Source organism: Desertihabitans brevis, assembly GCF_003327535.1.
Lineage (GTDB): Bacteria > Actinomycetota > Actinomycetes > Propionibacteriales > Propionibacteriaceae > Desertihabitans > Desertihabitans brevis.
In genome coordinates this window covers 13,104-25,762 of the sequence record NZ_QOUI01000010.1, presented here as the reverse complement: position 1 = coordinate 25,762, position 12,659 = coordinate 13,104, and the positions used below count along the sequence as shown (strand labels likewise).

General features: G+C 73.8%; 10 protein-coding genes. 6 read left to right on the top strand and 4 right to left on the bottom strand.

Features of this window, described 5'->3' with window-relative positions:
* Nucleotides 1-76: 76 nt before the first annotated feature.
* On the top strand, nucleotides 77-595 hold the full coding sequence (locus DT076_RS14935; protein ID WP_114127638.1) for a GNAT family N-acetyltransferase: 519 nt from the start codon (nucleotides 77-79) through the stop codon (nucleotides 593-595).
* A gap of 28 nt (nucleotides 596-623) precedes the next feature.
* Here DT076_RS14935 and DT076_RS14930 read toward each other — a convergent pair whose 3' ends face one another.
* Nucleotides 624-1,649 (bottom strand): LacI family DNA-binding transcriptional regulator, encoded by a 1,026-nt coding sequence (locus tag DT076_RS14930; RefSeq protein WP_233493983.1) that lies wholly within the window; start codon nucleotides 1,647-1,649, stop codon nucleotides 624-626.
* 175 nt (nucleotides 1,650-1,824) lie between these two features.
* On the opposite strand from DT076_RS14930, the gene DT076_RS14925 reads away from it, so the two are divergent.
* The 5 genes from DT076_RS14925 to DT076_RS14905 all read left to right on the top strand — a co-directional run bounded on the left by DT076_RS14925 (nucleotide 1,825) and on the right by DT076_RS14905 (nucleotide 9,795).
* On the top strand, nucleotides 1,825-3,786 hold the full coding sequence (locus DT076_RS14925) for a glycoside hydrolase family 127 protein (protein ID WP_114127505.1): 1,962 nt from the start codon (nucleotides 1,825-1,827) through the stop codon (nucleotides 3,784-3,786).
* Entirely contained in the window at nucleotides 3,783-5,111 is a 1,329-nt protein-coding gene (locus tag DT076_RS14920) for an extracellular solute-binding protein (RefSeq protein WP_114127636.1), read from the top strand. The genes DT076_RS14925 and DT076_RS14920 overlap by 4 nt, the downstream gene beginning before the upstream one ends.
* A 13-nt stretch (nucleotides 5,112-5,124) precedes the next feature.
* Nucleotides 5,125-6,078, top strand: coding sequence for a carbohydrate ABC transporter permease (locus DT076_RS14915; protein WP_114127504.1), 954 nt, complete (start codon nucleotides 5,125-5,127; stop codon nucleotides 6,076-6,078).
* A 1-nt stretch (nucleotide 6,079) separates the two neighbouring features.
* Nucleotides 6,080-6,943, top strand: a complete 864-nt coding sequence (locus tag DT076_RS14910) for a carbohydrate ABC transporter permease (RefSeq protein WP_114127503.1) — start codon at nucleotides 6,080-6,082, stop codon at nucleotides 6,941-6,943.
* 215 nt (nucleotides 6,944-7,158) lie between these two features.
* Nucleotides 7,159-9,795: an N-acetylmuramoyl-L-alanine amidase gene (locus DT076_RS14905; RefSeq protein WP_158548157.1), complete on the top strand. Its 2,637-nt coding sequence runs from the start codon at nucleotides 7,159-7,161 to the stop codon at nucleotides 9,793-9,795.
* Here the strand turns inward: DT076_RS14905 and DT076_RS14900 are convergent.
* The 3 genes from DT076_RS14900 to DT076_RS14890 are packed head-to-tail and all read right to left on the bottom strand — an operon-like array spanning nucleotide 9,789 to nucleotide 12,506.
* Nucleotides 9,789-10,199, bottom strand: coding sequence for a hypothetical protein (locus tag DT076_RS14900; protein ID WP_114127501.1), 411 nt, complete (start codon nucleotides 10,197-10,199; stop codon nucleotides 9,789-9,791). The two genes, DT076_RS14905 and DT076_RS14900, sit on opposite strands and share 7 nt — an antisense overlap.
* On the bottom strand, nucleotides 10,196-11,317 hold the full coding sequence (locus DT076_RS14895; RefSeq protein WP_114127500.1) for a glycosyltransferase family 4 protein: 1,122 nt from the start codon (nucleotides 11,315-11,317) through the stop codon (nucleotides 10,196-10,198). The genes DT076_RS14900 and DT076_RS14895 overlap by 4 nt, the downstream gene beginning before the upstream one ends.
* Complete coding sequence (locus DT076_RS14890) at nucleotides 11,298-12,506, bottom strand: C40 family peptidase (RefSeq protein ID WP_233493982.1); 1,209 nt, start codon at nucleotides 12,504-12,506, stop codon at nucleotides 11,298-11,300. Before DT076_RS14890 ends, DT076_RS14895 begins: the two co-directional genes overlap by 20 nt.
* Nucleotides 12,507-12,659: the final 153 nt, after the last annotated feature.

The following is a 12,659-nucleotide window of genomic DNA, read 5'->3' as shown; positions in this document are numbered from 1 at the left end:
ACCGCCCGGGCGACAGCGCACCGTCTGTGCCCACGAGGCGATGACCTGTGCGCCGGGCGGCTGCGAGGCTGAGCCGGTGCTGACGATCCGCAGGTATCGCGCTGCAGACGCCCCCACGGTCTGGGCCCTCAACGACATCCCGCACCAGGGCGACACCGAGGACCCCTCGGTGCCGCTGCGCCTTCAGCCGCTGTTCTGCCCTCCGCCCGCCTTCCCCGACCTCGCCGACATCCATGCCACCTTCATCGCCGCTGGTGGGGACTTCCTCGTCGCCGAGCTGGCCGGGGACCTCGTCGGGATGGCCGGGTTCCGGGCCAACGAGCGTGGCCAGGCTCAGGTGCTGCGGGTGAGGGTGCACCCGGCCGTGAGGCGACAGCGCGTCGGAGCCCGACTGATGGGAGCGGTGGAACGACGGGCGCTCGAGCTCGGGTTCACCGAGGCGTTCCTCGACACGTCCACCCACCAGCCGGCAGCGATGGCCTTCTACCAAGCGCTCGGCTACCGGGAGGTGGGTCGCGAGACCCGTCCGGAGTGGAGCTGGACCCTCGTCTACTTCACCAAGCAGCTCGGCTCGACTCGAGCAACCACGCGGTAGGACCTGCTCGCACCCCACCAGACCCCGTTCACTCCCCCAGCGTCGAGGCGCGGGCGACCAGCCGGGTCGGCAGCCGGAGCAGGCCCCGGTGCGGCCGCCCGTCGATGGCGTCGATGAGCAGCTGCGCGGCCCTCCGGCCGAGCTCGGTCAGCTCGAGGTCGACGGTGGTCAGCGGCGGCCGGCTCGCCTCGGCCATCACCGGCCAGTTGTCGAAGCCGGTCACGGCCACCTCGCCGGGCACCGACCGTCCGAGCTCGCGCAGCCGGTCGCAGACCCCGCGGGCGATCTGGTCGCTGCCGCAGACGACGGCGTCGAGGTCGGGCACCCGGCGCAGCGCCAGGTCCAGACCCTGCCGCCCCAACCGCTCGCTCCACTCACCGAACCACGGCTCCGCAGCCAGGGCCGACCCGGCGGCCTCCACCACACCGGCGGCGCGGTCGCCGGCGCTGCGGTGCCGCTGCGGACCGGTGAGGTGGACGATCCGGCGCCGGCCCAGACCCAGCAGGTGCTGCACCGCCTGCACCGCGCCGTCGCGGTCGTCCACGACCACCGACATGTCCTCGGGGTCGGTGGAGGGGTTGAAGGCGTAGACCACCGGGACGCCCACCTGCACCGGCTCGCGCGGCTCGGTCCGGCGTCCGGTGACGATCAGCCCGTCCACCCGCCGGGCGGCCAGCGTGCGCAGGTAGTGCCGCTCGCGGAGCGGGTCGTCGCGGGTGTCGCAGAGCAGCAGCATCAGCTCACCGGCGCTCAGGGCGTCCTCGGCCCCGGTCATCACCGGGATGCTGAAGCGCCCGGAGCTGTCGGTGGTGATCAGCCCGACGGCGTAGCTGCGCCCCGAGGAGAGCGAGCGACCCCGCGAGTCCGGGGTGAAGCCGAGCTGGCGGGCCGCCTCGCGGACCCGGTCCCGGGTCTCCGCGCGCAGCGACCCGGTCCCGTTCAGCGCCTTGGACGCGGTGCCGGGCGAGACCCCGGCCAGGGCGGCGACGTCGGTGATCCGCGGTGCGCGCGCCCCGGTGGCTGACGTGCGGATGACAGGGCCTCCTCCCGGCACGGACCGTTCCCGGCGTTCCGGGGTGCTTCATCTTACACCGCCGGTCCCGTCGGCTCGCGGCGCCTCCGCGCCGCAGATACACGCGCCGAGGGGGTTGACGCCGACGCCGGCACGTTCCTAGCCTGAGCGAGGAAAACGTGTTCCGGCATTTCCTACCCCTCTCTGAAGGATGCAGATGAGCAGCGACGCTCCTCCGGTGGTCCGCACCGGCCAGAGCCCCGCCCGCCCCACCGACGCGGCGACCGTCACCTCCCACCCCCTCGGCCTGGACCGGGCCCGGATCACCGGCGGCTTCTGGGCCGACCGGCAGCGCGCCGGGGCCGAGGCCGTCCGGGTGGGGCACGAGCAGCTGGAGCGGGCCGGCAACCTGCACAACCTCCGCCTGGCCGGCGGCCGCACCGGCGGCGGTGACGGCACCGGTGAGGCGGTCGGCCCCGTGTTCGCCGACTCCGACGTCTACAAGTGGCTGGAGGCGGTCGCGTGGGAGTACGCCCGCGAACCCGCCGAGGACCTGCTGGAGCGCCAGCGCGAGGTCACCGCCCTGGTCGCGGCGGCTCAGCAGCCCGACGGCTACCTCAACTCGGTCGTCCAGCTGCGCAGCGGCGAGGCCGGGCGCTACGCCGACCTGCCCTGGAGCCACGAGCACTACTGCGCCGGGCACCTCATCCAGGCCGCGGTCGCCCAGGTCCGCTGCACCGGCGACCGGGCGCTGCTGGAGGTGGCCGTGCGGCTGGCCGACCACCTGGTCGAGACCTTCGGCGAGGACCGCCGCCACGACGTCGACGGCCACCCGGTGATCGAGATGGCCCTGGTCGAGCTCTACCGCGAGACCGGTACGCCGGCCTACCTCGAGCTGGCCCGCTACTTCGTCGACGCCCGCGGGCACGGGTTGATGGCCTCCTACGGCAAGGAGCCGACCTACTTCTCCGACCGGGTGCCGGTGCGCGAGGCCACCACGGTCGAGGGCCACGCCGTCCGCGCGGTGTACCTGACCGCGGGGGCGACCGACCTCGCCACCGAGACCGGCGACACCGCCCTGCTGGCCACCCTGGACGCGCAGTTCAGCACCATGTGGGCCACCAAGACCTACCTCACCGGAGGGCTCGGCTCCCGCTGGGACTGGGAGGCCTTCGGCGAGCCGTACGAGCTGCCGCCGGACCGGGCCTACGCCGAGACCTGCGCCGCCATCGGGGGCATCCAGTGGGCCTGGCGGATGCTGCTGGCCACCGGCGAGGCCCGCTACGGCGACGCGCTCGAGCGGATGCTGTTCAACGGCTTCCTGGCCGGGGTGTCGCTGCACGGCACGGAGTACTTCTACGTCAACCCGCTGCAGCTACGCGGCAGCTCGCAACCCGACGAGAACCGCAGCCCCGCGCACGGGCGGCGCGGCTGGTTCGCGTGCGCCTGCTGCCCGCCGAACGTGATGCGGACGATGTCGGGGCTGGCCGGCCTGCTGGCCAGCACCGCTCCCGGCGTGCTGAGCGTCCACCAGTACGCCACCGCGACGCTGGACGGCGACGAGCTGGGGCTGGAGCTCACCACCGACTACCCCTGGTCGGGCCAGGTCCGGCTGGAGGTGACCCGGTCCAGTGGTCGCAGCACGCTGCGGCTCCGCGTCCCGGGCTGGGCCGCCGGCGCCACCGTCACCGTCGACGGCGCCGAAGCCGGGCCGGCGACCCCCGGCGGCTACGTCGAGCTCGAGCGGGACTGGCAGCCCGGGCAGGTGGTGCTGCTCGACCTGCCGCTGACGGTCCGCACGGTCACCGCCCACCCCCGGGTGGACGCCGTCCGCGGCTGCGTCGCCCTCGAACGCGGGCCGCTGGTCTACGCCTTCGAGCACGTCGACCAGCAGCCCGGCGTCGAGCTGGACGACATCACCCTCGTCCCCGGCCCCGACGCCCGGGTGCAGCACGAGCCCGGGCTGCTGGAGGGCGTCACCACCCTCACCCTGCGGGGACGTCCCGCCCGGGCCCCGGAGGAGTACCGGCCCTGGCCGTGGCCGGTCGACGGCGGTGCGCCGGTGCCCGGCGACGAGGTCGACCTGGTGGCCATCCCGTACTACGCCTGGGCCAACCGCGAGATCGACGCCATGCGGGTGTGGGTGCCGCTCGGCTCTCCCGGCGGGACGCCGTCATGAACCAGCGGCTCTCCCGCCGCCGGCTGCTGGGGGCGGGTGCGGGCGCCGGAGCCGCCGGGCTGCTCGGACTGACCGGCTGCAGCTCGGTGCTGCCCGCACCCGACACCAGCGCCCCCGGCTTCGGCGAGAACGCCACCGGCACCGTCCGGGTGTGGTGCCGGGCCGCCACGCAGGAGGGCCTGACCGCCCTGGTCGAGGGGTTCAACGCCAGCCAGGACCGGCTCACGGTGGAGCTGACCCCGGTGCTGGACGGCCAGTACGTCACCAAGCTGGCCACCGCCATCCGGGGTCGCCAGGTGCCCGACGTGGTCGACATCGACGACATCAACTCGATGCTGTTCATCTACCGCGACGCCTTCGTCGACCTCACCGACCTCATCGCCGCGCTGCCCTTCGCCGAGGCGCTCAGCCCCGGCCACCTCGCGCTGGCGACGCGGGACGGGCGCACCTACGGGGTGCCCTACCTGGCCGACAACTCCCTGCTCTGGTTCAACCTCGACCTGTGCGAGGCCGCCGGTGTCGACCCCGACACCGCCGTCTCCGGCTTCGACCAGCTGCTCGACGCCGCCCGGGCGCTGCGCGCGCTCGGCCCCGACACCTGGGCCTGGAGCTTCCCCGGCAACAGCTCCGGCGCGCTGGGCTTCGTCGTCCAGCCGATGGTGTGGGCTGCCGACCGCGACTTCATCGCCGGCGAGGTGGGCGCCCAGCGCGGCGACATCGCCGACAACCCCGCGGTGCGGGCGATGCTCGAGCTCTACCGCACGATCTGGACCGAGCAGCTCGCGCCGCCGGCCTGCTTCTCCGACGACGCCAGCCGCTGGGGCAGCGACTTCCGCGCCGGCACGGTGGGCATGTTCCCCTCCAACTACTCCGTGTGCGTCACCTCCGCCGACGACCCGGCCTTCACTGAGCGGATCACCTCCCGGCTGCTGCCCGGCCCCGACGGCGGCGGCGCCTTCTTCGACGGCGGCGACAACATGTGCATCCCGCGCGGGGCGGCCAACGCCTCCGGTGCCTGGGAGTTCATCCGCTACGCGGTGGACCTGCCCCAGCAGTTCGACCTGCCGGCCGGTGGCTACACCCCGGTGCGCTCCGACGTCGCCGACGACCGCTTCCGCCAGACCTACCCGCTGGCCACCGTCCCGCTGGACAACCTCGAGGCGGGCTACGCCCCGACCACGCTCGCCTACAACCTGATCTACAACCAGCCCGACGGGCCCTGGCTGAAGATGTTCCGCCGCGCCGTCTTCGACGGCGACCTCGAGGGGGCGCTGGCCGAGGGCCAGCAGGGCTGGGACGCCATCCTCAGCCAGGCCCAGGTGTGAGAGAGGACCCCCGATGAGCAGTGCCGGAGCCAGCGCCGTCTCCGCCGCCACCGCCGAGCCCGCCGTCCGGCGCGGCCGGCGCGCGGTGCGCGAGGCGGACTCCCTCACCCACCCGCCGCGGACGGGTCTGGTGCTCGTCGCCCCCGCGGTCGCCTTCGTCAGCGTGTTCGTGCTGGTGCCGCTCGCCTTCGCCCTGGTCATCTCCCTGACCAGCTGGCCGCTGATCGGTGAGGTGCGCTGGATCGGGGCGGAGAACTACGTCCGCCTCCTCACCGACGCCGGCTACGGCCGGGCCATCGGCTACACCTTGCTGTACACCGCCCTGGTCACCGGTCCGATCCTGGTGCTGGGCTACCTGATGGCGGTGCTGGTGCGCAGCCGGCGCCGCGGCACCACGCTGCTGCGCACGGTGCTCTTCCTGCCCTACGTGGTCGGGCTGTCCACCCTCAGCTTCATGGTGGTGCTGGAGGCCCAGCCGGGCAGCGGCGCGATCAACCTGGTGCTCGGCGCGCTCGGGATCACCGACGGGCAGACCGCCTGGCTGGTCGACGGCACCCTGGCGACCGTGCTGATCAGCGTGCTCGTGGTCTGGGCCGTGCCCGGGCTGACCATGATGCTGCTGATGTCGGGGATGCAGTCGATCCCGTCGGAGGTCTACGAGTCGGCCGCCCTCGACGGGGCGGGCTGGTGGTCGCAGGAGCTGCTGATCACCGTGCCGATGCTGCGCCGCACCATCGCGATGAGCCTGATCATCTCGGTGATCGGCTCGTTCCTCGCCTTCACCCAGTTCTACGTGCTCACCAAGGGCGGTCCGGGCAGCGAGACCACCACCGTCGTGCACTACATCTACAACCGCGCCTTCGTCCAGCTGCAGCTCGGCTCGGCGACCGCCCTGTCCATCGTCCTCGTGGTGGTGGTCGGTCTGGTCACCGCCGCCCAGTTCTGGCTGCTGCGCGAGAGGGACTGACATGACCGCACTGACCGCACCGCTGTCGACCGCCTCCTCCGAGAGCGCCGTCAAGCGCACGCTCTACCTCGTGGGCGGCCTGCTCGCGCTGGTGGTGTTCCTCACCCCGCTGCTGTGGTCGGTCTTCCGCTCCGTGCAGCCCAACGCCGCCATCATCGGTGAGCAGGCGGGGAGCTTCTGGCAGCTCACCGGGGAGAACTTCGCCGGGCTGGTCTCGGCCGACCTGGTGCGCGCGGTCGGCAACAGCCTGGTGGTCTCGGTCGCCAGCGCCGTGCTGACCGCGGTGGTGGCGACGATGGCCGGCTACGGGTTCGCCCGCTTCCGCTTCCGCGGGGTGCTCGTGCTCTTCGGGCTGGTGGTGGTGACGATGATGGTGCCGTTCCAGGCGATCCTCACCCCGCTGTACCTGCAGCTGAACGCGATGCGGCTGACCGACAGCCTGCTCGGGCTGGTGCTCTTCTACACCACGGTCAACCTGCCTTTCGGCGTGTTCGTCATGCGCAACGCGTTCGCCTCCGTGCCCCGGGAGCTGGAGGACTCCGCCCACGTCGACGGCGCGGGCACCGTCCGGATCATCGTCTCGGTGCTGCGGCCGCTGATCGTGCCCGGGGCCGCGACGGCGGCGCTGTACGCGTTCCTGGCCTCGTGGACGGAGTTCCTGGGCGCGCTGACCTTCCTCACCCGCCAGGAGCTCTACACCCTGCCGGTGGCCCTGGTGAACGTGCAGCAGGGCGCCTACGGGGAGGTCAACTTCGGCTTCCTGGTCGCCGGTGCGGTGGTGGCGATGATCCCCTGCGTGGTGCTCTACATCGCGCTGCAGCGGTTCTACGTCTCCGGTCTGGCCAGCGGGGCGGTCAAGGGCTGAGCCCGCACCGCGCGCCCTCGCGGGGGTCAACCCGTCCTTGAGGGTGCGGGCCGCCGGTGCAGACGAGCGGCCCGAACCGTACTACCGTCCCGCCCGACAGGTGCCCGCGACACGGTGGACGGGCACACGTTCGGGGGATGTCGTCGCGGTCCGCTCGGACCGGCACCGTGGTCGCTGTCGTCTCGCACCGCCGCGTCCGTCCCGAAAGGCCTGTCGTGCTCTTCCCCCGTCGCACCCTGTCCGTCCGTCCGCTACCGGCGCTGGCGAGCCTGCTCACCGCCGCCGCGCTCTGCGTCGCGGTGCTGCCGGCCACCCCCGCTGTCGCCGAACCGGAGGCGGCCGAGGTGGAGATCACCGAGCTGGCCCTGGAGGTGACCGAACCCGACGCCGCGCCGACGCCCGAGGCCAGCGCCTCCCCCGAGGCCAGCGCGTCACCTGAGGCCAGCGCGTCACCGGAGCCGAGCGCCTCCCCCGAGGCCAACGCATCGCCCGACGCGAGCGCCTCCCCCGAGCCCAGCGCATCACCGGAGCCCAGCGCATCACCGGAGCCCAGCCCCTCGGCCGGTGCCCAGGCCCGGTCGCGGCAGACCCGCGAGCAGTCGGTGGAGGTCGAGGAGGACACCGTGGTCGCCGAGCTCACCGACGAGAGCACCCCGTCCTTCTCCACCCTCGGGGTCACCTGGGACGGCTCGGACGTCGAGGTCGAGCCCGAGGTGGAGTTCCGCACCCGCAGCGACGGCAGCTGGTCGAGCTGGCAGACCGCACCGGTCTCCGACGCCGTCTCCGGGCAGGAGCGCACGGGCACCGACCCGGTCTACGTCGGTGAGTCCGACGGCGTCCAGGTCCGGGTCAGCGGTGCCGAGGTCGAGGACCCGCAGGTGGCCCTGATCGACCCGGGCAGCTTCGAGGCCCCGGCCGTCCTCACCCGCCAGGCCGCTCCGGGCACCGCCCGCGCCGCCGGCAGCGTGGTCCCCCGTCCGGCCTACATCAGCCGGGCCGGCTGGGGAGCCGACGAGAGCTGGCGCTGCGGCGCGAACCGGGTGAACTCCACCATCCAGGCCGCGATCGTGCACCACACCGCGGGCTCGAACTCCTACACGCGGGAGCAGTCGGCGGGCGTCGTGCGCGGCATCTACGCCTACCACACGCGGACGCTGGGCTGGTGCGACATCGGCTACAACTTCCTCATCGACAAGTACGGCCAGGTCTTCGAGGGCCGGGCCGGCGGCGTCGACCGTCCGATCATGGGCGCCCACGCCACCTCCTGGAACACCGACACCGTCGGCATCTCCTTCATGGGCAACTACGAGACCGCCGCCGCCCCGGCGGCGATGCTGGAGGCGGGCGCGCAGGTGCTGGCCTGGAAGCTGTCCCTGCACGGCCGCGACCCCCAGGGCAAGGTCACCCTGGTCGGCAAGTACATCAACCGGATCGCCGGCCACGGCGACGTGATGTCGACCGCCTGCCCGGGCCGCTACGTCCGTGCCAAGATGGGCTGGCTGCGCGACCGGGTCGAGGCCATCATCGACGGGTCGGTCGAGGACGAGCCGACGCCGACGCCGACCCCCGCACCGACCACCCCGATCGGCGAGCGCTGGCAGGCGATGGGCGGCCCGGACGGGGTGCTGGGGTGGCCGGTCGCCCCCGAGCAGGCCATCGCCGGCGGCACCTGGCGCGAGTTCCGCAACCACGACCTCTTCGCCTCCTCCCGCACCGGTGTGCACTGGACCACCGGCAGCATCCGCACCCGCTACCGGGCGCTGGGCACCGCGCGCTCGGTGCTCGGGTTCCCGACCACCGACGAGCGCGCCTGGCCGACCTCGGCCACCCGCTCCAACACCTTCGAGCACGGCGCGATCGTGTGGAGCAAGCCCCGCGGGTCGCACGAGATCCGCGGCGCCTTCTGGAACAGCTACCGCAGCGACAGCCGGATGCGCCAGCTGCTCGGGGCGCCGCGCGCGGCGGAGCACCGCCACCCGCGGCTCGGCGTCGCGGTGCAGGACTTCGAGACCGGGATCGCCTTCTGGGACGGCGGGACGACCGCTCTCGGGGGCGGCTTCGCCAACCACTACCGCCGGCTGACCGACGCCCAGCAGGCCGAGCGCGGCATCCCCCTCGGTCCGGAGGAGACCAGCCGCACCAAGCGGGTGCCGACCCAGCGGCTGAGCAAGGCGACCTTCTTCTGGGTGGACGGCGGCACCCGCGAGGTCTACGGCGGGATCAACGACAAGTACCGCCAGCTGGGCGCCGAGGCCTCGGTGCTCGGGCTGCCGCTGTCGACGGAGAAGGCCGGTCCGAACGGCTCGCGAATGAGCGAGTTCGAGGGCGGCGCGATCCTGTGGACGAAGCAGCACGGCGCGCGGGTCGTCCGCGGCGGGTTCTGGGACGCCTACCGCAGCGACAGCCGGCTGCGGGACTCCCTCGGCGCACCGACCACGGACGAGGCACCGCACCGCCGGCTGGGCATCCCGGTGCAGGACTTCGAGAAGGGCCGCACCTTCTGGACCGGGCGCACCACCGCCCTCACCGGCGGATTCGCCAACCACTACCGCCGCCTCGACCAGGAAGCCCAGTACGGGCGCGGCGTGCCCACCGGACCCGAGCAGACCAGCCGCACCAAGCGGGTCCCGGTCCAGCGGTTGACCAAGTCCACCTTCTACTGGGTGGACGGCCGCACCCGCGAGGTCTACGGCCGGATCAACGACAAGTACCGCGAGCTGGGGGCGGAGGCCTCCCGGCTCGGGCTGCCACTGTCGTCGGAGAAGGCCGGGCCGAACGGCTCGCGGGTCAGCGCCTTCGAGCACGGCGCCATCACCTGGGCGAACGGCCGGGCGACGGTCCGCTACTACTGAGGCGCGGCCCCGCGGTCGGCGAGCTCGTCGCCGAGGTCGCGCAGGGCCGCCCGCCAGCGCCGCAGGGTCGCCTCCAGCAGCAGCCGCTCGCGCCGGCGTCGCCACCAGCGGCGACCGGCCGGGCGGCGCGGCCCGCCGGCGGTGGCGGTGCCGTGCAGCCAGAAGTGGACGTAGGTGCCCGGCGGGTGCCGGTGGCTCTCCAGCCACCACTCGAGGTGGCCGACCAGCTCGCCGCTGACCACCGCCCGCAGCCCGTCCGGGCCGCGGTCGTCGAACGCCTCCACCCTCAGCCGCGGGGCCCAGCGGGCGATCGCGGACGGCCGCGCCAGCCGCTCGGCGAGGACGGCCGCCGGGACGCGCAGGAAGGCGTGCGCCTCGACGGTGGCCAGCCCGAGGTCGCTCACCGGCCCAGCAGACCGCGCAGGACGCGCCGGTCGTGGTCGAAGGAGAAGCGTCGCTCGGCGTGCTCACGGCCGCGCGCGCCCATCGCGGCGCGCCGGCCCGGGTCCGCGAGCAGCTCGAGCAGCCGGTCGGCCCACACCCGCGGGTCCTCGGGGTCGAGGACGTACCCGCTGACGCCGTCGAGGACCGTCTCGGGTGCACCGCCGGAGCGACCCACCAGCACGGGCAGCCCGCTCGCGGCCGCCTCCACCTGCACCACCCCGAGCCCCTCGGCCGAGAGCCCGCCCAGCTCGGAGCGGACCGGCAACGCGAACACGTCGGCGGTGCGCATCAGCGCCGGCACCTGCTGGTGCTCCACTCCCCCGAGCCAGCGCACCCCGCTACCGGCACCGAGCTCGCGCTCGGCCTGCTGCTGCCAGGCCGCCCGGCGCGGTCCGTCGCCGACCAGCAGCAGCTCCGGCGGGACGCCGCCCGGGCGCTCACCCAGCACCAGCCGCCAGGCCCGCAGCAGGGTGTCGATCCCCTTCCGTCGCACCATCCGGCAGACCGCCAGCACCCGGGGCGGGCGGTCGGTCGGGCGGGGTGCGGGGTGGAACCGGTCGGTGCGCACCGGCGGCGGCAGCCGCACCAGGGCACCGGTCGCAGCCGGGTCGAGGGCCGGGGCGATGGCGCGCCGGGTGTGCTCGGAGATGTAGCAGAGGTGGTCGACCTGCGCCCCGATCCGGCGCAGCGCCTGCCGCCCGGGCGGCACCCGGGCCCAGGACGCCTCGTGGCCGTGGGTGAGCGCGACGACCCGCTCGGCGCCGGCGCGGCGCAGCCGGCCGGCCATCAGCCCCAGCGGGGCAGCCGCACCGAACAGCACCCGGGTGGCACCGGTGCGCCGCAGCACCTCGACCGCGTACCGGGCGGTGGCGGGCGTGGGCAGCAGCACCGGGGTCGGGGCGCGGTGCACGGCGTGCGGCACCCGCACCTGCTGCGCCCCGGGGTGGCTGGAGGTGAGCACCACCACGTCGTGGTCGAGCATCTCGGTCACCGCCGACACGAAGGTCTCGATCCCGCCGAGGCGGGGCGGGTAGTCGTTGGTGACGAGGAGGGTGGTCTCAGCCGACGCGCTTGGCACCGGCGAACGGCATCGAGTTCAGCGAGGCGTAGCCGACCGGCTTGCCCGGCCGCGACGCGTGCACGATCTGACCGCCACCGACGTAGATGCCCACGTGGCTGATCCCGCCGTAGTAGAAGACGAGGTCACCGGGCTGCAGCTCCGACTTCGAGACCGACCGGCCGACGCCGTACTGGCCCTGCGACGTGCGGGGCAGGCTCACCCCGGCCGAGCGCCAGGCCGCGCCGGTCAGCCCGGAGCAGTCGTAGGAACCGGGGCCGGTCGCGCCGTAGCTGTAGGGCTTGCCGATCTGGGCCTTGGCGAAGGCCACCGCGTCGGCGGCCTTGCCCGAGCCGGAGCTGCTGGACCCGCCCGAGCTGCTGGACCCGCTGGAGGAGCTGCCGGACGAGGAGCGGCCGCTGTCGTCGGAGTCGTCGCGCGACCCGTCCCGCGAGGCGCGCTCGCTGCGCGTGGAGGTGTCGTCAGCGTCCGCGTCGTCAGCGCCGTCGTCGTCCGAGCCGTCGGTGTCGTCCTCGGCCTCGGCGGCAGCCGCCTCGGCGGCCTCCCGCGCCGCCTCGGCCTCGGCCCGCTCCTGCTCGGCGATCCGCCGGCGCTCCTCCTCGGTCAGCCGCTGCAGCTCGGCCTCGGCCTCGGCGACCTTCTGCTGCGAGGCCTCGCGGGCCGCGGACATGTCGGACTCGCTGGTGCGGATCTCGGCGACCTCGGCCTCGGTGGCCCGGCGCAGGTCCTCGAGGTTGGCCTGCTCGGTCTGGAAGGCCTGCAGCGCCGCGTTCTGGTTCTCGTTGACCTTCTCGACGGTGGCGAAGCGGCTGAGGAAGGTGTCGGACTCGGGCGAGAGCAGCAGCCGGGTGGTCGGGTCGACGACGTGGCGTCCCTGGTACTGGGCGAGCGCGATCCGGCTGATGTCGTCGCGCATCTCCTCGACCTCGTCCTGCTGGCGCGAGAGGTCGTCCTCCTTGGAGGCGAGCCGCTGCTTCGCCTGCTCGAGGCGCTCCTGGGCGGCGGCGTAGTCCTGGTCGAGGGCGGCGGCCTCCATCTGCAGCGCCTCGACCCGCTCACGCGCGTCCTCCAGCGGGTCGGCGGTGGCCGAGAGCCCCTGCAGCGGGACGACGAGGGCGGCAGCGCAGCCGATGGCCGCGGCCCGGACGGCCCAACGAGCCCGGAGAGCCGGACGAGGACGAGCGGTCACGCAGATCTTCCCTTCATCGACACCCACAGGCCGGCACGGGGCCGGCGCTGACGGTTCGGGCCGTCGTCGGCCCGTCACACCGCGCTCACCTTAAGCCACCCCGGGGCGGACACCAAACGCACGCTGAGCGCTTCTCAGGAAATGGGCGGAGTG

Bases quoted from the DNA above. Each gene is read 5' to 3' on its own strand.
- DT076_RS14910 (WP_114127503.1), top strand. From the start codon at position 6,080: ATGACCGCACTGACCGCACCGCTGTCGACCGCCTCCTCCGAGAGCGCC.
- DT076_RS14920 (WP_114127636.1), top strand. From the start codon at position 3,783: ATGAACCAGCGGCTCTCCCGCCGCCGGCTGCTGGGGGCGGGTGCGGGC.
- DT076_RS14915 (WP_114127504.1), top strand. From the start codon at position 5,125: ATGAGCAGTGCCGGAGCCAGCGCCGTCTCCGCCGCCACCGCCGAGCCC.
- DT076_RS14925 (WP_114127505.1), top strand. From the start codon at position 1,825: ATGAGCAGCGACGCTCCTCCGGTGGTCCGCACCGGCCAGAGCCCCGCC.